Here is a 25,356-nt window from a genome sequence, read left to right as displayed (position 1 = left end):
ACTACTATTATTTAATATAATAATAATATATATAAAAGAAAGGACTCATATCTCACATGAAATTAACCATAAATAGAAACACTTTTATGAATGAGCTATCAACAGCACAACGTGCTATCTCATCTAAAACCACTATCCCAATTTTAACAGGTGTAAAAATAGTTTTAACAACAGAAGGTCTTTCCTTAACAGGAAGTAATGCTGACATTTCCATTGAAACTTTTTTATCTGCTTCTGATGAAAAAGCAAATTTGACAATCGAAAAAACAGGTGCAATCGTTTTGCAATCCCGTTTCTTTGGTGAAATTATTCGAAAATTACCTGAAGATATGTTTACATTAGAAGTCCTTGAAAACAATCAAGTTGCCATTACTTCTGGTGCAGCTGAATTTGTTGTTAACGGATTAGACGCTGAAAATTATCCTCATTTACCTGTTATTGATGAAAATAATCAATTAAAAATACCTGTTCGTGTTTTAAATAAAATAATTAGCGAAACTGGCTTTGCGGTTTCTATGCATGAAAGTCGTCCAATTTTAACAGGTGTTCACTTTATTTTAAGCAATTCTGAATTATTGGCAGTTGCAACAGATAGTCACCGTTTAAGTCAGCGAGTTATCCCTGTGGAAAACGCAGTAGAAGATTTTGATATTGTTATCCCCGGGAAAAGTCTTTTAGAATTATCTCGTTCATTTAAAGATGAGGAAGAACTGGTTGAAGTCAGTATTATGGAAAATCAAGTATTGTTTAAAACAAAAACGATGTATTTCTATTCTCGTTTATTGGAAGGGAAATATCCTGATACTAATCGGTTGATACCAAATAGTTTTAATACAGAAATTGAATTTAACGTTCCAGCCCTATTATCAGCTATAGAACGTGCGTCATTGTTATCTCATGAGGGTCGTAACAATATTGTTAAATTATCCATTAGTTCCGATGAAGTTACGATCTACGGAAACTCACCAGAAATTGGAAATGTTCAAGAAGAATTAACTTATTTAAAAGTAACAGGTGATCCTTTAGAGATTTCCTTTAATCCTGATTACATGAAAGATGCTTTAAAAGCATTTGGAGCAATTGATGTGGTGGTTAAATTTATATCGCCAATTCGTCCCTTCACCTTGGAACCTGTTGATTCAGACATATCTTTTATTCAGTTAATTACTCCTGTTCGTACGAACTAAACACATTAAATTGACTTGCAGCTAGCTGCAAGTCAATTTTTTTATAGAAAGAGCTGTTTATTATTCTTTCTATGCTAGGCAATACATTGATCTCAGCAAATTCAAATGAATTGAAGCTAAGCTAAAGAGATGAAAAATGTCTGAAAGTTTTAAAACTTAAAAAAAAGCGGATTTAAGCTTATATGACTATTTTAGGATAAAACTATCTATTTAATGTGAAAATCGCTAAAAACAGAAAATACATAGGAAAATTTGTATTTTTGACTAAAAAAAGGTATAATATAGTCAGATATTGCTTCATAAGAAGGTGAGAAGTTGAAAGAGACATTTAAATTAAATGCAGAGTTTATCAGATTAGGTCAATTCCTTAAAGAAATCCAAGTTATTAATAGTGGGGGAATGGCCAAGTGGTATTTAAGTGAACACGTGGTGTTTGTTGATGGTGACGTTGAAAATCGTCGAGGTCGAAAATTATATCCAGGCATGATGATCGAGATACCTGATATAGGTACTTTTTTTATGGAAAAAATGACCGAAACTACTGGAGAAAATCCTCATGAAACTGAATAATTTAACGTTAAGTCACTATCGTAATTACGATCACTTACAATTAGAATTCCCCAAATCTTTGACTATTTTTTTAGGCGAAAACGCTCAAGGAAAAACTAACTTATTAGAGAGTATTTACGTTTTAGCTATGACGCGTAGCCATCGCACAAACAATGAAAAAGAGTTTATTCATTGGGGCGAAGATGTAGCACGAATTGTTGGAAATATTGAAAAACGTAATCAAACCTTACAATTAGAAATGGCTATATCGACGAAAGGGAAAAAAACTAAACTCAATCACATTGAACAAAAACGCTTAAGTGATTATATTGGCGAGTTAAACGTGGTCTTATTTGCACCAGAAGATTTATATTTGATTAAAGGGGCGCCTCAGGTAAGGCGTCGCTTTATTGACATGGAATTAGGTCAAATTGATCCAGTTTACCTGTATCATTTGACAACATACCAAAAAGTATTAAAACAACGCAACAAATACTTAAAACAAATGAATGAACAAAAAAATCCAGATGAAACCTATCTTGATGTGTTGTCAGAACAGTTGACTGATGCTGGAAGTCACGTACTGTTCTTAAGGTATCAGTTTATTCAAAAATTAGAAAACTGGTCTCAAGAAATTCATAAAGGGATTACCGATGGACGAGAGCAGTTGAAAGTAGAGTATCAAGTTAGTCTTCCGATAACAGCAGAACAATCACGAGAAGCAATTCGAGATTGTTTTATTGCCGAGTTAAAAAAAAATCAAAAGCGAGACATTTTTAAACAAAGCACAGCGATTGGTCCTCATCGAGATGATTTATTATTTTTTATCGATGGACAAAACGTTCAAACTTATGGGTCTCAAGGACAACAACGAACAACGGCATTAAGCATAAAATTAGCAGAAATTGAACTGATTAACGATGAAATTGGAGAATACCCGATTTTACTCTTAGATGATGTCATGAGTGAACTAGATGATGAACGCCAAATCCACTTATTAAAGACGATTGAAGGCAAAGTGCAAACGTTTGTTACAACAACAACGTTGAAACATTTAAGTGATCGTTTGATGAGTCAACCAGATATTTTTATGGTGGAAAATGGTAGGGTAGAGAGGAAGAGTGAATAAGCGTGGCAGAAGAAGAAATAGTTAATGAATTAGATGATAAAGCAAAAGAATATGACGCCAGTCAGATTCAAGTCTTAGAAGGATTAGAAGCTGTAAGAAAACGTCCGGGAATGTATATTGGTTCAACAAGTGGACAAGGGTTACATCATTTAGTCTGGGAAATTGTCGATAATTCGATCGATGAAGCTTTAGCAGGCTACTGTACAGAAATTAATTTGGTGATTGAAGCAGACGGTAGTATTACCGTAATTGATAATGGCCGAGGAATTCCAGTTGGGATTCAAGAGAAAACAGGTCGTCCGGCTGTCGAGACTGTATTAACAGTCTTGCACGCAGGTGGTAAATTTGGCGGAGGCGGCTACAAAGTATCTGGAGGCCTGCATGGTGTGGGCTCTTCTGTTGTAAATGCTCTGTCGACTAAATTAGAAGTTAAAGTTTACACAGATGGTAAAATTCATTACCAAGAATTCCATAAAGGTAAAATAGTGGATGATTTAAAAATTATTGGTGAAACTGATCGTCATGGAACAACAATTCATTTTGTTCCAGATCCAGAAATATTTACAGAAACGGTGGAATTCGAGTATGAAAAATTAGCGACTCGGGTTCGTGAGTTAGCTTTTCTAAACCGTGGATTAAAATTAACCATCGAAGACAAACGATCAGAAAATCCGCAAATTCGTGAATACCACTATGATGGTGGTATAAAAAGTTATGTGGAGCATTTAAATGCAAGCAAAACCGTATTGTTTGATGATCCAATCTACACTGAAGGTGAGCAACAAGAAATTACTGTCGAAGTAGCCATTCAATATACTGATGGCTATCATACCAATTTATTGAGTTTTGCCAATAATATCCATACTTATGAAGGCGGGACCCATGAATTTGGTTTTAGAACAGCCTTAACTCGTGTGATTAATGATTATGGCCGTAAACAAAAAATCATCAAGGAAAACGAAGAAAATTTAAGTGGTGAAGATGTTCGTGAAGGAATTACAGCAGTTATTTCTATCAAACATCCAGATCCACAATTTGAAGGTCAAACCAAAACTAAATTGGGAAATTCTGAAGTACGAACGGTTACAGATCGTCTGTTTTCTGAAGCTTTTAACAAATTTTTGATGGAAAATCCAACAGTGGCTAAAAAAGTTGTTGAAAAAGGTGTGCTAGCAGCCAAAGCGCGGATGGCAGCCAAACGCGCTCGGGAAATGACCCGTCGTAAAGGTGTTTTGGAAATCAGTAATTTACCTGGTAAGTTAGCTGATTGTTCCAGCCGTGATCCTGAAAAGACTGAGCTCTTTATCGTCGAAGGAGATTCCGCGGGTGGGTCTGCTAAACAAGGACGTAGCCGTGAATATCAAGCGATCTTGCCGATTCGTGGAAAAATCCTAAACGTTGAAAAAGCTACCATGGATAAGATTTTAGCCAATGAAGAAATTCGCTCCTTGTTTACTGCTATGGGAACAGGTTTTGGTGATGAGTTTGACGTGTCAAAAGCTCGTTATCATAAATTAGTCATCATGACCGATGCGGATGTCGATGGCGCCCATATCCGAACATTGTTATTAACGCTTTTTTATCGGTTTATGCGCCCAGTTGTGGAAGCTGGTTATGTTTACATTGCTCAGCCGCCGCTTTACGGCATTAAACAAGGGAAAAATATCACGTATATTCAACCAGGTAAAAATGCTGAAGAAGATTTGGCTAACACTATTGCAAATTTACCAGCAACACCAAAACCAAGTGTTCAACGGTATAAAGGACTTGGAGAGATGGATGATCATCAATTGTGGGAAACAACGATGGATCCTGAAAATCGCTTAATGCTGCGCGTAACAGTTGATGATGCGATTCGAGCAGATCAGGTATTTGAGATGTTGATGGGGGATAAAGTAGAACCACGTCGTAATTTTATTGAAGAAAATGCGCGTTACGTAAAAAATCTAGATATTTAATGAATATCAGCCTCTTTTCCCTCATTAACTTGGTAGGGAAAAGAGTTCTGACTTAAGAATCAATCTAGTTTTTTTAACTCAGCTTTTAGAGTTAAAAAGTTTGTTAAAAAGGAGAAGCTTTCATGACAGATGAATTAAAAGTAAATATAAAAGATGTCAATCTAACAAGTGAAATGGAAGATTCATTTATTGATTATGCAATGAGTGTTATTGTGTCACGTGCTCTTCCAGATGTTAGAGATGGCTTGAAACCAGTCCATCGTCGCATTTTATATGGGATGAATGATCTTGGGGTAACCCCTGATAAACCTCATAAAAAATCAGCGCGGATTGTCGGGGATGTAATGGGTAAGTATCATCCTCATGGTGATAGTGCGATTTATGAGTCAATGGTTCGTATGGCTCAACCCTTTAGTTTCCGACAAATGTTAGTGGATGGTCATGGTAACTTCGGTTCCGTCGATGGCGATGGCGCTGCTGCAATGCGTTATACCGAAGCTAGAATGAGTAAAATTGCTCTTGAAATGCTTCGTGATATTAATAAAGATACGGTTGATTTCGGGAATAACTATGATGAGACCGAGCGGGAACCATTGGTTTTGCCAGCTCGTTTTCCTAATTTACTCGTCAATGGGACTACCGGAATTGCTGTTGGGATGGCTACCAATATTCCGCCACACAATTTGGGAGAAGTAATTGATGCTACGATGCTAGTCATGGACAATCCTGAGGTAACAACAGCTGAATTGATGGAAGTTTTACCAGGTCCAGATTTTCCAACAGGTGGTTTAGTCATGGGGAAATCAGGTATTCGTCGTGCGTATGAAACGGGGAAAGGTTCGATCACAGTTCGTTCTAAAGTAGAAATCGAAGAGATGAAAAATGGGAAAGAACGTATTGTTGTGACTGAAATTCCTTATATGGTTAATAAGGCCAAATTAATTGAGCGAATTGCAGAATTAAGTCGTGAAAAACGTGTCGAAGGTATGACTGATTTACGGGATGAATCGTCTCGTGAAGGTATGCGAATTGTAATTGAGGTTCGTCGCGATGTGAGTGCTTCAGTTATTTTAAACAATTTATTTAAGTTGACGGCGTTACAAAATTCATTTGGGTTTAATATGCTGGCAATTGTCGATGGGGAACCTAAAATTTTAGGTTTAAAGCCTATCTTAAGTCATTATATTAAGCATCAAGAAGAAGTAATTCGTCGCCGAACTGAGTTTGATAAGAAAAAAGCTGAAGCTAGAGCCCATATTTTAGAAGGGTTGCGAATTGCATTAGATCATATTGATGAAATTATTAAAGTGATTCGTGCGTCTCAATCAGATGATGTGGCGAAAGCAGCTTTAATTGAAAAATTCGCTTTGTCTGATCGGCAAGCTCAAGCCATTTTAGACATGCGCTTACGTCGTTTAACCGGTTTGGAACGAGATAAGATTGAAAAAGAATATCAAGAATTATTAGAATTAATCGCTGACTTAGCGGATATTCTGGCTAATCATCATCGAGTCGTAACGATTATTCAAACAGAATTACAAGAAGTGAAAGACCGATATAATGATCCTCGCCGTACGGAATTATTAGTAGGTGAAGTACTGAGTTTAGAGGATGAAGATTTAATTGAGGAAGAAGACATTGTGATTACCTTAACTCATAATGGCTATATTAAACGTTTGGCTAATTCAGAATTTAGAAGTCAAAAACGTGGCGGCCGGGGTGTTCAAGGAATGGGAATGCACGATGATGATTTTGTGGAAAATCTCGTTTCTTGCTCTACTCATGATAATCTGTTGTTCTTTACGAATAACGGAAAAGTCTATCAAGCCAAAGGATATGAAATTCCTGAATATGGTCGAACAGCCAAAGGAATTCCGATTATAAACTTGCTGGGCATTGATTCTTCTGAAAAAATTGAAGCCATTATCAGTGTTGGCGCTAAAGCGGAAGATGGACATTTCTTATTCTTTACTACTCGTAAAGGAATTGTCAAGCGGACATCTGTGACTGCCTTTGCTAATATTCGGAGCAATGGATTAATCGCTATTGGCCTTCGAGAAGATGATGAATTGATCAATGTGACGGTTACTGATGGTACTAAAAATATCATCATAGGAACTCACTCAGGCTATTCTGTGACCTTTGATGAGAATGATGTGCGAGACATGGGTAGAACGGCTACAGGGGTTCGTGGTGTCCGTCTGAGAGACGATGATTATGTTGTGGGCATGGATATTCTTGAAGAAGGTAAAGAAGTCTTGGTTATTACAGAAAATGGTTATGGTAAACGAACTAATTGGGCAGAATATCCTGTTAAAGGTCGTGGCGGTAAAGGGATTAAAACGGCCAATATTACAACGAAAAATGGGCCATTAGCTGGTTTAACAACTGTTACAGGTGAAGAAGATATCTTGTTGATTACCAATAAAGGGGTTATCATTCGTTTTGGTGTAGAGTCTGTATCTCAAACTGGCCGAGCAACTCAAGGCGTTCGTTTGATTCGTTTAGAAGAAGATGCTATTGTTTCGACAATGGCTAAAGTGGAACCAGAAGAAGTAGAAGAAACAGAAAAAGAATTATCTGTTGAATCACCTTCTGAGGAATTACCTACAGAGGAATAAAATAAATAGGGCTGACGAATCGCTTTTTGATTCGTCAGTCCTATTTATGATCGGAGCTATAGAAAGGTAATTTGACTTAAAATAGCAAATCATTGGTTTCACAAGTTTTACTTGATTTTTTTGCAATAAAATAGTATAGTATAAAGATGTGAGTAATCTATTTTAGATAACTCTCCTTGCCCTATATTGAGATAGGGCCAAAGTCCATAAGGAGGTGAACTATCAATGAGTCAAGTAACGAATTATGAAGTTATGTATATCATTCGTCCGAACATTGATGAAGAAGCTAAAACAGTATTAGTTGATCGTTTTGATGCAATTCTTAAAGACAACGGTGCTGAGATTTTAGAATCTAAAGATTGGGAAAAACGTCGTTTAGCGTACGAAATCAAAGATTTCCGCGAAGGCATCTACCATATCATTAAAGTTTCTTCAACAAATGCTGATGGAATCAATGAGTTTGACCGTTTAGCTAAAATCAATGATGATATTATTCGTCATATGATTGTTAAAGAAGAGAACTAAAATGTTTCACGTGAAACATTAAGATGAGAAAGGGGATGGAGATTTGATTAACAATGTTGTACTTGTCGGCCGTTTAACAAAAGATCCGGACTTGCGTTATACATCTAGTGGTTCTGCTGTTGCTACTTTCACTTTGGCTGTAAATAGAAGTTTTACAAATCAAAGTGGTGATAGAGAAGCAGATTTTATTAATTGTGTAATCTGGAGAAAACCTGCAGAAACTTTAGCCAACTACACTCGTAAAGGTTCCCTGATTGGTGTTGTAGGACGAATTCAAACTCGTAACTACGAAAACCAACAAGGTCAAAGAGTCTATGTGACAGAAGTCGTATGTGACAATTTCCAAATGTTAGAATCTAAAAATGCTAATGAGCAAAGAAAACAAGAGCCGAGTTACGGTGGCAACCAAAACCAACAAAACAGTGGCGGTGGTTACCAACAACAAAGTAATCAATCATTTGACCAATCTTCATCATCCCAACAAAAAGATATGCCAGATTTTGGTCGTGATGCCGATCCATTTGGTTCAGCTTCACAAATCGACATATCAGATGATGATTTACCATTCTAAAATTGAACAGGAGGGAAAATGATGGCTCAACAAAGAAGAGGCGGAAAAAGAAGACGTAAGGTTTGTTATTTCTGTGCCAATCATGTAGACCACGTTGACTATAAAAATGTAGAATTGCTTAAAAGCAGATTTATCTCTGAAAGAGGTAAAATTTTACCACGTCGTGTAACTGGCACTTGTGCTAAACACCAACGTACGTTAACAGTAGCAATCAAACGCGCACGTATTATGGGATTACTTCCATTCGTAGGCGAAGAAAACTAATTATTAAGACAATGCTTATCATTAGCATTGTCTTTTTTGTGTAGATTTTGAATAGTACTGATAATTTATTGGGATAGTTAAAAGTAGGTTGTGATCTTTTGTAGTGGAAGGTAATAAATTATTGAAAAGTGTCAAAGCGGCTACCACTGTGAGTAGGGAAGTAATCTGAAAAAAATAAGAAATGAGAGTATGAGAATGGATTATGTTTGAACGTTAAGTTTAAGATAAGGCTATTCTTTTGAAAATTCCATAAAGAAATATGACTTCAATTTTTTGTGCTCAAGTGTTTTTATGAGAAATGAGATAGTTTTATTGAATAAAGTTGAAGAGAAAAAATGGAAAAAACGTGTGAGTGGTTCCTTAGTAATTATTTGGAAAAGTAATTTGAGCTCATCAAATTTATTCTCGTTGTTTCTGGCAGGGGAAGAAAGACACTATAGTTTTTTACTCCGTTCTGAATCTAATGCTTCAAGATCAATTAAAGCTAAATGATTGTTGAGTTGAAAAACTACTTTTCAAAAGCCAAATTATGTTGTCCATACAATTGGCAATTTATCTAAGTTAGTAATATTGAGAATGATCATGGATGTTAAAAATGATGTGGTTAATCCTCAGCCTGTATTAGTAGTACTTATTACTCGATTTAGGAAAGGTATCTTGTTAAGAACTGTTTGATAGAAGGTGATTCGAAAAGTGATAAAAGTATATTCGAAATAAATCAGAATGAACGAATGAATAACTGAATTATATTGGTAGGGGATTTGTGATAGTATTAAAGTATGAGGCATTTCAATTTTGTTTCTCATCATGTTTTATTTAAGAATAGTAAGTAAGAATTGAAAGGGAGAATAATATTAAAGACTTAACTAAATCATGTTGCTGTTTTGAAAAGTAATTATCTGATATATTAATAGGTCAGAGATTGTTTCAGAGGAGATCTGAAACCCATTCATTTTAATCTATTGAGGTTAGAGTGATCTGGTTCAGTGTAGAAAGACTACAGTCCTTTATGAACTTGAAAATTTGAAGCTAAATCATTTCGACTGTTAAATGTTTATTAGTCAGCAGCATTAAATGTTTCACGTGAAACATTTAATGCTGCTGACTAATTCTTATTTGAGGTAGTCGGAAATTGTGGTAGAATAGAGGAGTAACGTAACAAAGAACTCGATATATAGAGTAATAAATATAGAGGAGTGTTTGATTTATGAAAGTTATTTTTACTAAAGATGTCAAAGGTCAAGGGAAAAAAGGTGAAGTCAAAGAAGTTGCTTCAGGATACGCCCAAAACTTTTTAATTAAGAATGGTTATGCTAAAGAAGCTACGACAGGAAATGTGAGTGAATTGGCTGCACAGAAAAAAGCGAAACAAAAACTGGATGAAGAAATTAAGCAAGAAGCGATGACTTTGAAAAATAAAATTGAAACAGAGGGATTTGAAGTGTTAATAAAAGCTAAGGCAGGTGAAGATGGCCGATTGTTTGGCTCAATTCCTTCAAAGCAAGTTGCTGATGCATTAAAGAAACAACATGACATTAAGTTAGATAAACGCAAAATGGATTTACCACAGCCAATCAGAACATTAGGGTATAGTAATGTTCCAGTTAAACTTCATCATGAAGTGACAGCTGTATTAAGAGTTCATGTTGTAACAGAGTAAAGCGAATAGATTTATTCGCTTTTTCCTTTTGAATGATAAGAAAAGGATGGGGAATTTGGTATGTGAATTAAGATCTGGCTTTATGAGGCTGACTACAGGTTGATTGATATAGATCTTTATAACTTTCATTTGCCGCCGTTATTCTGACAGAATTAGTCCTTAAGATAAGAATAACGAAATAAAGTGTTAGATAGTTCTAGGTTATCTGCTAAGATGATTAAAAGTAATGAATGAGGGTAAAAGGAAGAGTGTCCTTTGTCTGGAATTGTTAAAGCAATCAAAATAGCCGCTACCACTGTTCGAGTTGTTTATGCCATACTGTAGGTAAAGGATGTTGCAAATGTTAGCGTCACTTAACTATTTAGCTGTTTACTATCAAGGTTGAACGACCGTGTTCAACTTTTCTGACTTTATAGGAAAGTATAAAACGTTCTCTATATTGTAGTTTGGATCCTGCTTCACAAGGCAGATCCATGCTAAAGCATTAAGTTTTGAAGGACGAAGCGTAGCGTACGTAGAGCTTTAACTCTGGTAGAGTTACTTGCTTAGAATTTTAGGACAAGGTCGCAATGCGTAGTAGAGTATCACTTAATTATGTTGCTATTTTTTTAGTTCTAACTTCGATGTCCCTTGTTCCTAATAGATGCCGTTATTTTTAGGAAGTTATTCATTAGAAGTTAAGGGACAATGAAGTAAGGCAATAAGAACAACGGTAACGCCTCGTTCAACTTTTTTGATTAAGTGTATTGAGAAGGTAGAAAAATAACAAGAATGTTTTCTGGATGCTAAGGTTGCAAGTAAATAATGAAATGTTTTTTGAGGAGAGAATAGTGACAAAGAACTTCACCTTAATAGTTTACTAGTTTTCTTTCAAGGTTAGCTAACTGGTTCAGCTAGTCTTAATAAAGTATGGAAATTTGTTTTATAGCATGATGTAAGCTGAAACATGAAATAGGAGAGACAGTGAATGAATGAAGTAATGCAAGATAGGATTCCACCACAAAATATTGAAGCTGAGCAAGCTGTTTTAGGGTCAATCTTTTTAGATGCTGAATCTATCATTGAAGCAATGGAATATATTGAAACGAAAGATTTCTATCGTCGAAGCCATCAGTTGATTTTTGAAACCATGTTAAATTTGAATAATCGAAGTGAAGCGATTGATGTTATTACAGTAAAAGACCAATTGGAAAATCAAAAATTGGTCGAAGACGTTGGCGGTTTATCGTATTTATCAGAACTGGCGTTGGCTGTACCGACTGCTGCGAACATAGTCCATTATGCGAAAATTGTTGAACAAAAATCGTTATTGCGAAGTTTGATTCAAACGGCAACTGACATTGTTAGTCAAGGATTTGAACAAGGCGAAGAAGTTGAAGCCATTTTAGATGATGCTGAGCGCCGAATTTTAGAAGTTTCAGAAAAACGAAATCGTAGTGGCTTTTTATCAATATCAGAAGTGTTAAACACAACGTTCGCTGAAATTGATCGTCTATCGCAACAAGAAGAAGAAATAACAGGAATACCAACTGGGTATCATGCTTTGGATAAAATGACTGCAGGGCTTCAACCAGAAGAATTGATTATATTGGCCGCTCGGCCAGCTGTTGGGAAAACCGCTTTTGCTCTGAATATTGCTCAGAATATTGGCACAAAGACAGATCATTCTGTAGCTATCTTTAGTCTAGAGATGGGAGCGAGTTCTTTAGTTAATCGGATGTTGTGTGCGGAAGGTACTATTGAAGCTGCACATCTGAGAACTGGTCAATTAAATGAAGAGGAATGGCAAAATTTAATTATGGCTATGGGAAGTTTATCTAAGGCAAATATTTACATTGACGATACACCAGGGATTAAAATTTCGGAAATTCGGGCCAAATGTCGAAAGTTACATCAAGAACGAGGAAATTTGGGTTTGATATTAATTGATTACTTACAACTAATTGAAGGAACCGGAAAAGAAAATAGACAACAAGAGGTTTCTGAAATCTCCCGTCAATTAAAGAAGTTGGCCAAGGAATTAAAAGTACCTGTTATAGCACTGTCTCAATTATCTCGTGGTGTTGAGCAACGTCAAGATAAACGACCAGTTTTATCGGATATTCGAGAGTCGGGTTCAATTGAGCAAGATGCGGATATTGTCGCTTTTTTATATCGTGATGATTATTATCGTGACGAGGAAGGTGACGATTCAGCAGAGGAGAAAGAAGATAATAACATCATAGAAGTTATTATTGAAAAAAACCGGAGCGGGGCTCGAGGAACTGTAGAGTTGTTATTTATTAAGGAATACAATAAGTTTTCGTCTTTATCAACACGAGATGAATTTTAATGTTCGTGTTTTATGTTGTTTTTGCAAGTGTTTTTATGATTAGTTGGGTTTTTGTGGTGTTAAATACGATAAATGAGGTTAACGTTCGCTTATAACTTGATTTTATGGGTGGGACTTGTTAGAATGAACAAGGACTTTAAAAAAAAGAATGAGGTGCTCAGATGTCATCAGTAGTTGTAGTTGGTACACAGTGGGGCGATGAAGGAAAAGGCAAGATTACAGATTTTTTAAGTGAAAATGCGGAAGTTATTGCTCGATATCAAGGTGGAGACAACGCCGGACACACAATAAAATTTGATGGTGTAACCTATAAGTTACAATTAATCCCATCAGGAATTTTTTACAAAGATAAAATAAGTGTTATTGGTAATGGTGTCGTCGTTAACCCTAAATCAATTGTTAGAGAAATTAATTATTTAGCTGATAAAGGCGTAACAACTGATAATCTACGTATTTCTGATCGTGCTCATGTTATTTTACCTTATCATATTTTATTAGACACTTTGCAAGAAGAATCTAAAGGTGATAATAAAATTGGGACTACAAATAAAGGGATCGGTCCTGCTTATATGGATAAAGCTGCTAGAATTGGCATTCGAATGGCAGATTTATTAGATAAAGATATTTTCGAAGAGCGTCTAAGGATTAATCTGGAAGAAAAAAATCGAGTCTTTACGAAAATGTACGAGGCAGAACCGCTTAATTTTGATGATATTTTTGAAGAGTATTATGAATATGGCCAACAAATCAAAGCCTATGTTACGGATACTTCTGTTATTTTAAATGATGCTTTGGACAATGGAAAACGAGTGCTATTTGAAGGTGCTCAGGGAGTCATGCTAGATATAGATCAAGGGACATATCCATATGTGACTTCTTCTAATCCAGTAGCTGGTGGAGTAACTATAGGGAGTGGCGTAGGTCCTTCCAAAATTGATAAAGTAGTGGGTGTTTGTAAAGCCTATACATCGCGAGTAGGGGATGGGCCATTCCCTACAGAATTATTTGATGAGACGGGTGATCGAATTAGAACGATTGGTCGTGAATTTGGTACAGTGACCGGGAGACCTCGTCGCGTAGGTTGGTTTGATACAGTTGTTATGCGTCATTCCAAACGAGTTTCAGGGATTACTAATTTATCACTTAATTCAATTGATGTTTTAAGTGGTTTACCAACTGTAAAAATTTGTACGGCCTATGAATTAGATGGTGAAAAAATTTATCATTATCCAGCGAGTCTAAAAGAATTAGCTCGTTGTAAGCCTATTTTTGAAGAATTACCTGGATGGGAAGAAGATATTACAGGGTGTAAAACGTTGGCGGAATTACCTGAAAATGCTCGTAATTATGTTCATCGTATCTCTGAGTTGGTGGGCGTGAGGGTTTCTACTTTCTCAGTGGGGCCAGATCGTAATCAAACCAATGTTTTAGAAAGTGTTTGGGCTCAAATTTAATTATTTAGCTACGGAGGGAGGCGCACGTCTCCTTCCTTTTTAGCAACGGCTTTGAATGTATCTTGTTTTCTATCTATGTTATAATTGGTCACAAAGGAGGCGATGTTTTGGGGATGCAGTTTGATTTAATGACAGATTCTTGTTGCGATTTACCTTATGAGTATTTAGCAGAGAATCATGTTCAGTTTGTTAGTATGATGATTAATTTAGACGACAAAGAGTATGTTGATGATCTTGGCGAAAACTTTGATTATGATTGGTTTATGACTGAATTAAAAAATGGGAAAATGCCATCAACTTCGCAAATTAATATGGGAACTTATTTGGAGATTTTTAAAAACTATATCGGTAGTGAAACACCGTTGTTATATTTGTGCTTTTCATCCGCATTAAGTGGTTCTTATAATAATGCTCTAATGGCATTGGAAGCATTGAAAGATGAGCATGGTGAGTTACCGATTACGATCGTTGACACAAAAGCCGCTTGTTTAGGAGAAGGATTATTAGTTCATGAAGTGATTAAGTTAAGAGATGCCGGACAAGACCTAGCTGCTGTTCAAGTGTGGTTGAACAATAATTTATTGAAAGTTCATTCATGGGTCACGGTAAATGATTTAAATCATTTAGAGCGTGGTGGCCGTATTTCTAAAACAGCCGCAGCGGTGGGTGGTTTAATAAAAATTAAGCCGATAATCATTGTTGATAATCAAGGAAGATTGATTAATGTCGGCAAAGTTAGAGGGCGCCGCCACTCATTGAAGAAATTGGTGGATGAGACCTGTCGTGGGATTGTTAACAGTGAGAATCAGACCATCTATATTGCCTATGCAGGTGATAAAGAGGCTGGAGAAGCTGTTAAAGAAGGCTTGTCAGACCAATTAAACACAAGAGACATCCAGCTGCTAAGGATGGGACCTACGATCGCTAGTCATACAGGTTATGGCGCAATTGCCGTGTTTTCATTTGGTCAAGAACGTTAAAAAGACGGGCTAACTTTTAGTTTAGCTCGTCTTTTTCTTAGAAGATTAAGCAAGTAAAAAATTAGCCAAGCAATTTAATCTTGCTTGGCTAGTTTTATTGGAATTTAGTTGCTGAATATTTCTTTTACTCGTGCTTGAATGTCCTTATTTTCTAAGAATTCATCGTAAGTTGTTTCAGCACGGTCCACTACCCCTTTATCAGAAATAGCAATGATACGGTTAGCTAATGTTTGAATAAATTGGTGGTCATGTGAAGCAAATAAAATTGAGCCTTTAAAGGCGATTAGACCATCGTTAAGCGCTGTGATAGACTCTAGGTCCAAATGGTTTGTAGGGTCGTCTAGAACTAAAACGTTAGCCTTTGAGAGCATTAATTTAGACAACATGCAACGAACTTTCTCACCACCTGAAAGAACATTAACAGGTTTCATCACATCTTCTCCTGAGAAGAGCATACGACCTAAGAAACTACGTAGGAAGGTATTGTCGTCTTCTTCTTTGCCAGCGTATTGACGTAACCAGTCAACGATCGCTTGCTCATTGCCTTCAAATTCATCGGAGTTATCTTTTGGTAAGTAAGCTTGAGACGTTGTCACACCCCATTTAACTGAACCGGAATCAGGTTCCATTTCACCCATTAGAATTTTAAAGAGAACTGTCGGCACTAAATCGTTAGTAGCAACAAAAGCAACTTTATCGTCTTTTGTTAAAGTAAATGAAATGTTATCTAACACTTTTTTACCGTCAATTGTTTTTGATATGTTTTCAACGGTAACTAAGTCATTGCCAATTTCACGTTCAGGACTAAAGCCAACAAAGGGATAGCGACGTGAAGAGGGTTGAATGTCGTCAAGTGTAATTTTTTCAAGCATTTTTTTTCGAGAAGTTGCTTGTTTTGATTTTGAGGCGTTAGCACTAAAGCGAGCGATAAAGTCTTGTAATTCTTTGACTTTTTCTTCTTTTTTCGAATTTTGATCAGCTTGCAGTTTAGAAGCTAGTTGGCTTGATTCCAACCAGAAATCGTAGTTTCCAACGTAAAGTTGAATTTTACCGAAATCTAAATCCGCCATGTGCGTACAGACTTTGTTTAGAAAGTGACGGTCATGGGAAACGACGATAACAGTATTTTCAAAGTTGATTAAAAATTCTTCTAACCAAGCAATTGACTGAGTGTCTAGACCGTTTGTCGGCTCATCTAATAGTAATACGTCAGGTTTACCAAAAAGAGCTTGAGCCAGTAAGACTTTGACTTTTTGACCAGCAGTTAATTCTGCCATTTTCAAATCGTGTAGCTCAGCAGGAATATTTAAACCTTGTAATAACATAGCAGCTTCAGGTTCAGCTTCCCAACCATTCAATTCAGCAAATTCACCTTCTAGTTCAGCAGCTTTAATACCGTCTTCATCAGTGAAGTCTTCTTTCATATAAACAGCATCTTTTTCTTGCATCACTTCGTACAATCGTTTGTGTCCCATCATAACCGTGGCTAAAACAGTTTGCTCTTCATAGTCGAAGTGGTTCTGTTTTAAGGTTGCCATGCGCTCATCAGGGCCTAAGGTAATTGTCCCTGTAGAAGCATCAATTGATCCTTCCAGAACTTTTAAAAACGTGGACTTTCCAGCACCGTTGGCACCGATTAAGCCGTAACAGTTGCCGGGTGTAAATTTGATGTTAACATCTTCAAATAACTTACGATCGGGTAATTGTAAACTAACATTTGATACAGTAATCATATATTTCCTCAATTCTGATAATTTTATCTCTATTTTCTAGATAGACCTCCTTGCATTATATCGAGGAATGCTAGTAATTACAACCTTTAAAACCAGTAGTTGATAGGAAAAGCCAGGATTTTATTTTTTATCATGAAAATAGTCATTTAATTTGTTTTTTTACGCAAAAAGACCGTCTTTTTAAACTGCTAGAAGATGTTATAATAACAATAAGACTAATTAATTGAAAGAGGTGTCCTATGAAGTTTTCTCAATTTGTTTATGAACGACCGGACTATGAGGCGGTCAAGCTGGACATGGCAAACCATGTTAAAGCGTTAAAAATGGCCAAGGCTAATGATGTTGTAGGAATAGCAGAAGAAATTAATCGGATTCATAGTCAATTCAGTTCAATGGAAGTCTTAGGCATGATTCGCCATTCGATTGACACATCAAATGAATTTTATAGTCAGGAAAATGATTATTGGAACGAATATGGTCCATTGTATGAAGAGTTATTAAATGACTACTATCAAACCATGTTAGCTTCTCCTCATCAAGAACTATTAAGAACTATTTTTCCTAAAACTTTTTTCTTAATGGCTGAGAATAAAGCCCAAACTTTTTCACCGAAGATCATTGAATTATTACAACGAGAAAACCAGCTGGTTAGTGAGTATGATAAATTAATCGCTTCTGCTGTAGTGGAATTTGATGGTAAACAATTGACATTACCACAATTAGGACCCTACCGAGAACATGAAAATCGACAGGTTCGTCAGCAGGCCACTTTGGCTCACAGTGTTTATTTTGCATCACAAGAAGTTGTGATTGATAGACTTTTTGACCAGTTGGTTGAGGTTCGGACAAAGATGGCTCAAGCCCTTGGATTTAAGGATTATGTTGAGATGAGTTACCGGTTGATGAATCGATTTGATTATAATCGCGAAATGGTTGAGGTTTATCGACAGGAGATCTTAAATCAAGTCGTGCCTTTAACACAAAAACTATACGAACGTCAAAGAAATCGTTTAGGCGTATCGAAATTAGCTCATTACGATTTGCCTTTGGAATATCTAACAGGTAATGCGATTCCTAAAGGGACACCGACTGAAATTGTTAATAAGGGATTGCAAATGTATCAGGAATTGTCCCCTGAAACAGGTGAGTTTATGACAACTATGGTTGAGGGAGAACTGTTGGATTTATTAAGTAAACCTGGTAAACAAAGTGGTGGTTATTGTGACTATATTCCAAAAGATCAAGCCCCTTTTATTTTTGCAAATTTTAACGGGACATCAGGAGATATTGACGTACTAACTCACGAAGCAGGGCATGCTTTTCAAGTGTATCAATCCCGTTGGATTCAGCAGCCAGAATGTGTTTTTCCAACCTATGAAAGTTGTGAGATACACTCCATGAGTATGGAATTTTTTACATGGCCCTGGATGCATTTGTTTTTTGAAGAACAGACGGCTAAATATCAGTTTTCCCATTTAGCTGGTGCCGTTAAATTTTTACCTTATGGTGTGTTAGTGGATCATTTCCAACATGAAATCTATGCTCAACCAAATCTTACACCTGCTGAACGTAAGGATGTCTGGCGCAATTTAGAAAAAATTTATTGTCCAGAGCGAGACTATTCAGACGATCCATTTTTAGAAAAGGGAACATACTGGTTCCGTCAAGGCCATATTTTTGCGTCGCCATTTTATTATATTGATTACACATTAGCACAAGTTTGCGCCTTCCAATTTTGGAAAAGAAATCATGTTGATAAAGATTTACAAGCGTGGTCAGACTATCTAGCGATTTGTCAAATAGGTGGGACTAAAACCTTTTTAGAGATTATCGAAGTAGCAAAGTTAGTGTCCCCTTTTGAAAAAGGCGCATTGACTCAGGTGATGTCTGCGATTGATGGCTATCTAAGTACTATCGATGACAGCTACTTGTAACAACTGTAAGGGCTGGGATGAGTGTTCCAGTCCTTACGACTATTTACACTGAAATGTGGCAGTAAAGAATTATTTGAGGTAAACTAGAAAAATAGCAATGTTAAAATCAGTTAGAAGGAGCTTGTGTATGTCGATTAAATTAGTGGCCATTGATATTGATGGCACGTTATTAAATTCAAATAAAGCAATTACGGTTAAAACAAAAGAGGTAATCACAGAAGCAAAAACTCGGGGCATCAAAATTGTTTTGGCCACAGGCCGACCTTATCCAGGTGTGTTGTCATCTTTAAAAGCATTAAATTTGGAAGAAGCCGGCGATTACGTTATTACATACAACGGCTCTCTTGTTCAAGCAAGTGATACGCAAGAAACGATTGTCTCATACGGCTTAACCTTTGATGAGTTCATTGAAATTGAAGCTATGTCTCGTCAAGTGGGATCTCATTTGCATACGATTGATCGGCAGCATATTTACACAGCTAATCATCATATTAGTCCTTATACGATTCACGAAGTGGGGTTGACAGGAATGCCCCTTTATTATCGCTCAATTGATCAGATGTCGCCTGATATGGACATTGTTAAAATGATGATGATTGATGAACCAGTCATTTTGGATCAAGCAATTGCCAAGATACCAGATTGGTTTAAAGAAAAATACACAACGGCTAAAAGCGCTGATTTTTATTATGAAGTATTAAATAAAGAGGCAAATAAAGGGCAGGCCTTGCACGAACTGGCTCAACATTTAGGAATTAAACAAGCAGAGACCATGGCGATAGGTGACAATGAAAATGATCTGTCAATGGTAAAATACGCAGGTATAGGTGTTGCCATGGCTAATGCGGTTCCTGTGTTAAAAGCGGCGGCAGATGTGGAAACTTCGTCGAATGATCAAGATGGTGTTGCATGTGCTATCATCACACATGCATTTAATTAGGAGTGATAAAAATGGCAAAAACAATTAAAGAATCAGCAGAACTTTTAGGTATATCAACACAAGCCATCTATAAACGGATTAAAAATATGGATGATAGCCAATTGGCAACCTTTTTAACAACCGATGAAAATGGCGTTAGAATGTTGACTGATGAAGGATTGGAATTTATCGGTGGCGACCGCAAAGAAAGTGTTTTAACTGCAAATGGTGAGTCTCAAGAGTCTGAGGAAAAATCTCTTTCCAAGGAAGGTCAAATGGTCACTTGGCTACAAGAGGAAATCAGTAAATTGAATGATGAACTAAAGATTGAACGGGAAAATTCTCGTGAATTAACACGAAAATTGATTAAGATTACAGAAAATCAGCAGGCGTTATTGGGCCATAATATGGGCATGAAACAAGTGGATAATCAAGTGGCGATTCATTCGGTAGATGAGACAACTGAAGAAGTTGTGGAGGAGGCAAGCCCTGCGGAAGAAGTGGCAACAACAGCCACTGAGGAGTTACCGATCAAAGACGAAGAGACAAAAGGCTTTTTTTCACGACTGTTTAAAAAATAAACAGGTAATAGCCAACTTTTCGCAGTCGTTTATAATAGGGTTCTGTGAGTGTTGATAATTAAACAAGGGAAAAGGGCTGTATAATTTATGGTGTGGATGAGAAAAAATCATTCACACCTATTTTAGGGCGAAAAAATAGAAACATATGATTATTTCCGATAGAATGAAGTCGTCGAAAACCCATCCAGAGAGGAAAATTCATATGTCTCATAATCATTATATCCGAATGTCACTAGATTTGAAAGATAAACACATTACATTTGAGGAAAACTTTTGCGAAGAGAAAAAAATCAACGGCGTTAACAGTAAAGTTTATTTGGCAACCCTCATTGATCGCTTCCATTTGGTCTAGCTGGTCTCGCGTTCTTTAAATTAAACACGCGTGCAAACGATGAAAGCCTTCTTTTCATCCAACTCTGAAAACATGAAAAACTACCGTAAACTCAAGCATTACTGGCGTCTCTTTCTTAAATCATCCACTGAACTCAACTATCAAACCTATCAGTATCAACGACTTTTCAAAAAGCCGATGACTGAAACGGAAGTGATCGATTATTTAGAGACCTTAGATCCAACATTAACGGCAACCTACAACGTTTACCAAACGTTGCTTTTCCACTCCCAGAGAAATGATTTTGATGCCTTCAAACACGTCGTTGAGTCAATGCCTGAAGGGGGTTCTTCCCTGATGACCACGTCTTTAAAGACCTTAAAGAAGCCTTTACCACGAATCGAAAATACGTTTAAGTATTCCTTTTCAAATAGTCCTTTAGAGGGCACGATCAATAAAATAAAGGTCATCAAAAGGGTGGCTTATGGGTACCGCAGTTTTTGGAACTTCAAACATCGCATTTTAGTGAGCTTTAACTTAACACAAAAAAGCACCCCTGCCATCGCTGCCAGAGCCGCTTAATTTGTCGATAATTTTGATTAATTTCTAGCCATCCACATCATTTGACGTAGAGCCGGGAAAAGACGCCTGCAAGCACTGGCGTCTTTTCCCTTGTTTGTTATTGGATGCGTGTTAATAATTGCTTGGTTAATGCATAAAGAGTGTCTTTAACTGTTTGAGTAGTTGTAGAAAGCTTGGAAATTTCTTTTAAAGCTTTATTAGTATGAGTTTCAGCTAAAGCTTGGGCTGCTTCAATTCCGCCATTTTCTTGAACGAGTTGGAAGACTTTCTCCGCATCTTGATCGGTCATCTGCTCCCTTTTTTCGAGATAGGGCAACAGAGCTTGAGAATTGTTTTTTAAAGCATAGAGTAAAGGCAAACTATAAACGCCTTGTTTAACATCTTCTAAAACAGGCTTGCCAATGCTCGTTGCTGTTTGCGAGTAATCCAGAATATCGTCGATGATTTGGAATGTGATGCCGATAGAAGAACCGATTTGTTTAGCTTTATTTGCAAAAATATCAGAACAGCCACTTTCATAGGCGCCGATAAAACAACTTAAAGCAAATAATTCTGCTGTTTTACCAGAAATATTGGCTAAATAACGATCAATGGTCATGCTTGTATCGTAACGGTTGTCCATTTGACCAAGTTCACCTGAGAGAATTTTTTCCATGCTTTTGGCATTTAATTGAATACTCTTAAGTGATGAAGCGTAATCCGCTAATAACTTGAAACAGCTAACGAACAGATAGTCGCCAGCATAAACAGCAACATCTTTCCCAAATTGACTTTGAACAGTAGGTAGATTTCGTCTAATATCTGCTTCATCGACAATGTCATCGTGAATTAACGTAGCCGTATGAAGAGTTTCCATAGCTGCGGCTAAAGCGATGGCTTTGTCTTTATCATAGTCTTTTCCAAACTGTGAAAACAGAAGTAAATAAGCGGGTCTCAATAGTTTTCCACCGGAGTGGATCATAGTTAAAATCGCTTTTTCGACGTCTTTATTAGATAAATTGATGTTTTTTTCCATCAATACTAAAGTAGCAGTAAGATCTTTTGACAAATCAGGGTAATCGTTCCATAATTTGTGTATTTTCATGAGTGTACTCCTTATAAAAAATAATACCTAAATAGAAAATTATGTTGTATAAAGTTTTATTGAGATGTTTCGTACTCTTTTTGGAAAGTGTTCAGTGTTTTGACATGCTGTAGCAAATAATTAGCAGCAATACCGACAGCAATTCCTGCTAGAATTCCGATGAGTGATAAAATTGGCAGGTAAAGCATCACGGACCATGAACGAGCAATAAAACTAGCCATGGCTAATTGACCAACATTGTGTAAAAAGCCACCTACTGAACTAATACCGATAACGCTAACACGCGTCGGTCCTAATTGTTTAGTCAAGAGCATGCCAGCATAACTTAGCAATGCACCGGCAGCGCTATAAAATAACGTTGATAAGGTTCCACCTAGAAAAGTGGTTAATAATAAACGCAGGCAAACGAGAAAGAAACTTTCCCGCTTAGGCATTGTAAAGATGGCGATGATTGTAATTAAATTAGCTAATCCTAATTTAGCTCCAGGTGCAATGGCAAAAGGGAAAGGAATCATATTTTCAAGTAAGCCAATGATAACGCCTTGAGCGACTAGGAGTGAAATATAGATGAGTCGTTTATTCTTATTCATATGTTTCCTCCAGATTGATTAGCTAAGTATATCATAAATAATGAAAATCTTATGCTATATAGTGGACGAATAGATCATTTTTATCCAAATAAAGTTCTAAGGGAACTTCCCTTAGAACTTTATTTGAGTCCAGCTTAGTGAATCAAGCAATGCGTTAAGCTTTTCTTATAAGGGTCGCTATTTACTTCGCCCGTATATTGATTTCGTTTCACCGTACCACCATTTACCGAGTGTGCGTTGTAACCAAGGGATAACCCACTTGTCTAATCCAACAGCTCGTCCTGAACCATTCATTAGAGCAAAGGCCACAGGGATAAACCAAATGTTAACCCAATAGAACATACCAGATAAACAGAAAGCAGCTACTAAGGCAATCGTCGAAGCACTTGCTAACCAAGTGAAAAGACCAGCGATTAAAGCTAAAGCAATTAAGATTTCAAAGATAGTCATAAATTTTTGGAAGAATAACGCCACTTCTTTGTTAGGCATCATAAATTCCATCACGGAAGCAAACCATTTTGGCATGTGATCAAAGACCATCATTGGCTCTTCACCATAAGCATAGCTTAAACCAAAGTGAGCCACAGTTTCAGCTCCTGCTTCAACAGCACCAGAGGCGCCGGTTGTTGCTTCAGCCGCACCAGAAGCCCCACTTGTAGCCGCTTCTTGTAGCCATGGGAATGGGAACACAACATTGTCAGTAAACCAAGAGCCCTGACCGAACCAAGTAGAAGGCTTTAAGTAATCTCCTTCACCAACTACTTTTTTCATGGATTCTACTAACCACATCAAGCCATAGAAAACGCGCAGTGGAACTGACCATAGGACGTTTCCGTATCGTGAAGAATGACCACGAGCCACATTACGTTCATCTTTAATGTGGAAAAATTCGTGCATAACATATTGGAATGCATAATAACCAGAACGAATATCCAGGAAGTATTTTAAATTAATCATGTGTTTCATTAAAATAGCCATAAAGCCACTTAAATGGATTTTTTCAAAGAGACAAGCAACGCCATATTTAGAGCCAATAGACACCATAAAGCCTTGATAGTTTCCTTTATAGGCATGTTTGTCAGTGCCGTTAACTTCAGCGACAATATTCATAGCAGCGCAGTGGCCTGTACCTTCAGCTGCTTGTACAATTTGCGGTGTTGGTGTATTTTCGAATTCTTCGTAGTAAACTAAATCGCCTACAACATAAACGCCTTTGTCCTCAAAGCCTTTGGCTTGCAAGAATTCATTGGCAACTAAGCGATTAGCACGAGCTGATTCCATTTCGAACACTTTCGCATCGCTGTTAGCCTGTACGCCAGCTGTCCAAATCAATGTATGAGTGGGAATTTTTTCACCGTTTTTCAACGTGATAGCATCGGCTGCAACTTCGACGATCGGTGAGTTTTTAAGAATTTGAATGCCTTTTTTCACCATAAAACGTTCAGCTTTACCAGCGTCGTTGCGATCCAACATATTTAAGATAGTTGGTGCTGCTTCAACAACTAATAATGAAATTTCATCAGCTGTTATTTTATTATCTTTTGCTAGACGGTCTTTCCAGTCTAATAATTCCCCAACCATTTCAATACCTGTAAAACCAGAGCCACAGACGACAAATGTCAGCATTGCTTTGCGCAAAGCGGCATCAGGTTCTAAAGCCGCTTTTTTAACGGTGGCTTCAATGTGTTTTCTAAGTTTGATGGAATCTTCCATTGACCACAAGGTAAAGCCATTTTCTTTAACGCCAGGTGTACCAAAATCATTTGGTTCGCCACCCATCCCCAACATGATGTAATCAAATGGATATTCACCATTCTCAGTGATGACAACTTTGTTCTCTTTGTCGATATTGGTTACATTGTCTGTTACTAGAGTGACGTTCTTTCTTTTACAGAATAAACGTTGCAAGTCATATTGAATCGCAGTCGGTTCAACACGGCCGCCAGCTACTTCGTGCAGTTCGGTCATCATTGTTTGATAGGAATGACGATCAATTAGCGTAATTTCAACATCTGGATTTTTTTTCAGTTTTTTAGACAGCGTTTTTGTGCCGAAAACACCTGAATATCCAGCCCCTACTACGACGATTTTAGTCTTTGCCATAGTTTTAACCTCTCCTTTTAAATAGATATACTTTGTACAAAAATAATTGCTTTGAAAATAATTACACAATCTAATTAATTATATAACCAAATGGCTCAGAAGTCTAATATATTTTCTGTTTATCACAAAATTATGAGAAAAAATCAACAAAGGTACATTATAAAAACAGTAAATATGTGAAAAATATTAAAAAATGAAATAGTTATTGCATTGTGTGAAAGAATGAGATAAACTGATTATGTAAAATATTTCACAATTAAGAATGTACA

General features: G+C 36.7%; 20 protein-coding genes. 16 read left to right on the top strand and 4 right to left on the bottom strand.

The features are described 5' to 3' along the window. Positions 1-56 precede the first annotated feature (56 nt). The 12 genes from dnaN to I6N95_RS09940 all read left to right on the top strand — a co-directional run bounded on the left by dnaN (position 57) and on the right by I6N95_RS09940 (position 15,230). Entirely contained in the window at positions 57-1,187 is a 1,131-nt protein-coding gene (gene dnaN / locus I6N95_RS09995; protein ID WP_209527176.1) for a DNA polymerase III subunit beta, read from the top strand. Positions 1,188-1,502: 315 nt separating this feature from the next. Continuing rightward, on the top strand, positions 1,503-1,757 hold the full coding sequence (yaaA, locus tag I6N95_RS09990) for a S4 domain-containing protein YaaA (RefSeq protein WP_209527174.1): 255 nt from the start codon (positions 1,503-1,505) through the stop codon (positions 1,755-1,757). Next, a complete protein-coding gene (gene recF, locus I6N95_RS09985) occupies positions 1,744-2,865 on the top strand; it encodes a DNA replication/repair protein RecF (RefSeq protein WP_209527171.1) in 1,122 nt (373 codons plus the stop codon). Before yaaA ends, recF begins: the two co-directional genes overlap by 14 nt. 2 nt (positions 2,866-2,867) lie before the next feature. Next, positions 2,868-4,823 (top strand): DNA topoisomerase (ATP-hydrolyzing) subunit B, encoded by a 1,956-nt coding sequence (gene gyrB / locus I6N95_RS09980; protein WP_430727532.1) that lies wholly within the window; start codon positions 2,868-2,870, stop codon positions 4,821-4,823. Positions 4,824-4,945: 122 nt separating this feature from the next. Continuing rightward, positions 4,946-7,444 (top strand): DNA gyrase subunit A, encoded by a 2,499-nt coding sequence (gene gyrA / locus I6N95_RS09975; RefSeq protein WP_209527170.1) that lies wholly within the window; start codon positions 4,946-4,948, stop codon positions 7,442-7,444. Between the two features lie 225 nt (positions 7,445-7,669). Continuing rightward, positions 7,670-7,969: a 30S ribosomal protein S6 gene (rpsF, locus tag I6N95_RS09970; protein WP_209527167.1), complete on the top strand. Its 300-nt coding sequence runs from the start codon at positions 7,670-7,672 to the stop codon at positions 7,967-7,969. Between the two features lie 43 nt (positions 7,970-8,012). Next, positions 8,013-8,540 carry a single-stranded DNA-binding protein gene (gene ssb / locus I6N95_RS09965; RefSeq protein WP_209527165.1) on the top strand — a complete coding sequence of 176 codons (528 nt, stop codon included), beginning with the start codon at positions 8,013-8,015 and terminating at the stop codon, positions 8,538-8,540. 21 nt (positions 8,541-8,561) lie between these two features. Next, the gene (rpsR, locus tag I6N95_RS09960; protein ID WP_209527163.1) at positions 8,562-8,804 is read left to right on the top strand and encodes a 30S ribosomal protein S18; all 243 of its coding nucleotides are present in this window, start codon (positions 8,562-8,564) and stop codon (positions 8,802-8,804) included. Positions 8,805-10,011: 1,207 nt separating this feature from the next. After that, entirely contained in the window at positions 10,012-10,464 is a 453-nt protein-coding gene (rplI, locus tag I6N95_RS09955) for a 50S ribosomal protein L9 (protein ID WP_209527161.1), read from the top strand. 967 nt (positions 10,465-11,431) lie between these two features. Next, positions 11,432-12,796: a replicative DNA helicase gene (gene dnaB, locus I6N95_RS09950; protein ID WP_209527159.1), complete on the top strand. Its 1,365-nt coding sequence runs from the start codon at positions 11,432-11,434 to the stop codon at positions 12,794-12,796. A 161-nt stretch (positions 12,797-12,957) separates the two neighbouring features. Next, positions 12,958-14,250 (top strand): adenylosuccinate synthase, encoded by a 1,293-nt coding sequence (locus tag I6N95_RS09945; RefSeq protein WP_209527157.1) that lies wholly within the window; start codon positions 12,958-12,960, stop codon positions 14,248-14,250. Positions 14,251-14,363: 113 nt separating this feature from the next. Further along, entirely contained in the window at positions 14,364-15,230 is an 867-nt protein-coding gene (locus I6N95_RS09940) for a DegV family protein (protein WP_209527238.1), read from the top strand. A 104-nt stretch (positions 15,231-15,334) separates the two neighbouring features. Here I6N95_RS09940 and I6N95_RS09935 read toward each other — a convergent pair whose 3' ends face one another. Continuing rightward, entirely contained in the window at positions 15,335-16,963 is a 1,629-nt protein-coding gene (locus I6N95_RS09935) for an ABC-F family ATP-binding cassette domain-containing protein (protein ID WP_209527155.1), read from the bottom strand. 239 nt (positions 16,964-17,202) lie between these two features. Here I6N95_RS09935 and I6N95_RS09930 point away from each other — a divergent pair, with 239 nt between their 5' ends. From I6N95_RS09930 to I6N95_RS09915, 4 genes are all read left to right on the top strand, one after another. Continuing rightward, positions 17,203-18,897 (top strand): M3 family oligoendopeptidase, encoded by a 1,695-nt coding sequence (locus I6N95_RS09930; protein WP_209527153.1) that lies wholly within the window; start codon positions 17,203-17,205, stop codon positions 18,895-18,897. 127 nt (positions 18,898-19,024) lie between these two features. Then, entirely contained in the window at positions 19,025-19,837 is an 813-nt protein-coding gene (gene yidA / locus I6N95_RS09925) for a sugar-phosphatase (protein WP_209527151.1), read from the top strand. A gap of 11 nt (positions 19,838-19,848) precedes the next feature. Continuing rightward, positions 19,849-20,397 (top strand): hypothetical protein, encoded by a 549-nt coding sequence (locus I6N95_RS09920; protein WP_209527149.1) that lies wholly within the window; start codon positions 19,849-19,851, stop codon positions 20,395-20,397. Positions 20,398-20,788: 391 nt separating this feature from the next. Continuing rightward, a complete protein-coding gene (locus tag I6N95_RS09915; protein WP_209527147.1) occupies positions 20,789-21,310 on the top strand; it encodes a transposase in 522 nt (173 codons plus the stop codon). A gap of 97 nt (positions 21,311-21,407) precedes the next feature. Here I6N95_RS09915 and I6N95_RS09910 read toward each other — a convergent pair whose 3' ends face one another. The 3 genes from I6N95_RS09910 to I6N95_RS09900 all read right to left on the bottom strand — a co-directional run bounded on the left by I6N95_RS09910 (position 21,408) and on the right by I6N95_RS09900 (position 25,087). Further along, the gene (locus tag I6N95_RS09910; RefSeq protein WP_209527145.1) at positions 21,408-22,394 is read right to left on the bottom strand and encodes a polyprenyl synthetase family protein; all 987 of its coding nucleotides are present in this window, start codon (positions 22,392-22,394) and stop codon (positions 21,408-21,410) included. 56 nt (positions 22,395-22,450) lie between these two features. Beyond that, a complete protein-coding gene (locus I6N95_RS09905; RefSeq protein ID WP_209527143.1) occupies positions 22,451-22,984 on the bottom strand; it encodes a Gx transporter family protein in 534 nt (177 codons plus the stop codon). A 177-nt stretch (positions 22,985-23,161) separates the two neighbouring features. Further along, positions 23,162-25,087 carry an NAD(P)/FAD-dependent oxidoreductase gene (locus tag I6N95_RS09900; RefSeq protein ID WP_209527141.1) on the bottom strand — a complete coding sequence of 642 codons (1,926 nt, stop codon included), beginning with the start codon at positions 25,085-25,087 and terminating at the stop codon, positions 23,162-23,164. Positions 25,088-25,356: the final 269 nt, after the last annotated feature.

The organism is Vagococcus allomyrinae, assembly GCF_017829975.1.
Classification (GTDB): domain Bacteria; phylum Bacillota; class Bacilli; order Lactobacillales; family Vagococcaceae; genus Vagococcus_D; species Vagococcus_D allomyrinae.
This window is presented reverse-complemented; position numbering and strand designations above follow the sequence as displayed.

Bases quoted from the DNA above. Each gene is read 5' to 3' on its own strand.
- dnaN (WP_209527176.1), top strand. From the start codon at position 57: ATGAAATTAACCATAAATAGAAACACTTTTATGAATGAGCTATCAACA.
- I6N95_RS09945 (WP_209527157.1), top strand. From the start codon at position 12,958: ATGTCATCAGTAGTTGTAGTTGGTACACAGTGGGGCGATGAAGGAAAA.
- rpsR (WP_209527163.1), top strand. From the start codon at position 8,562: ATGGCTCAACAAAGAAGAGGCGGAAAAAGAAGACGTAAGGTTTGTTAT.
- yidA (WP_209527151.1), top strand. From the start codon at position 19,025: ATGTCGATTAAATTAGTGGCCATTGATATTGATGGCACGTTATTAAAT.
- I6N95_RS09900 (WP_209527141.1), bottom strand. From the start codon at position 25,087: ATGGCAAAGACTAAAATCGTCGTAGTAGGGGCTGGATATTCAGGTGTT.
- recF (WP_209527171.1), top strand. From the start codon at position 1,744: ATGAAACTGAATAATTTAACGTTAAGTCACTATCGTAATTACGATCAC.
- I6N95_RS09940 (WP_209527238.1), top strand. From the start codon at position 14,364: ATGCAGTTTGATTTAATGACAGATTCTTGTTGCGATTTACCTTATGAG.
- I6N95_RS09935 (WP_209527155.1), bottom strand. From the start codon at position 16,963: ATGATTACTGTATCAAATGTTAGTTTACAATTACCCGATCGTAAGTTA.
- I6N95_RS09910 (WP_209527145.1), bottom strand. From the start codon at position 22,394: ATGAAAATACACAAATTATGGAACGATTACCCTGATTTGTCAAAAGAT.
- dnaB (WP_209527159.1), top strand. From the start codon at position 11,432: ATGAATGAAGTAATGCAAGATAGGATTCCACCACAAAATATTGAAGCT.
- I6N95_RS09915 (WP_209527147.1), top strand. From the start codon at position 20,789: ATGAAAGCCTTCTTTTCATCCAACTCTGAAAACATGAAAAACTACCGT.
- I6N95_RS09905 (WP_209527143.1), bottom strand. From the start codon at position 22,984: ATGAATAAGAATAAACGACTCATCTATATTTCACTCCTAGTCGCTCAA.
- rpsF (WP_209527167.1), top strand. From the start codon at position 7,670: ATGAGTCAAGTAACGAATTATGAAGTTATGTATATCATTCGTCCGAAC.
- gyrA (WP_209527170.1), top strand. From the start codon at position 4,946: ATGACAGATGAATTAAAAGTAAATATAAAAGATGTCAATCTAACAAGT.
- rplI (WP_209527161.1), top strand. From the start codon at position 10,012: ATGAAAGTTATTTTTACTAAAGATGTCAAAGGTCAAGGGAAAAAAGGT.
- I6N95_RS09920 (WP_209527149.1), top strand. From the start codon at position 19,849: ATGGCAAAAACAATTAAAGAATCAGCAGAACTTTTAGGTATATCAACA.
- I6N95_RS09930 (WP_209527153.1), top strand. From the start codon at position 17,203: ATGAAGTTTTCTCAATTTGTTTATGAACGACCGGACTATGAGGCGGTC.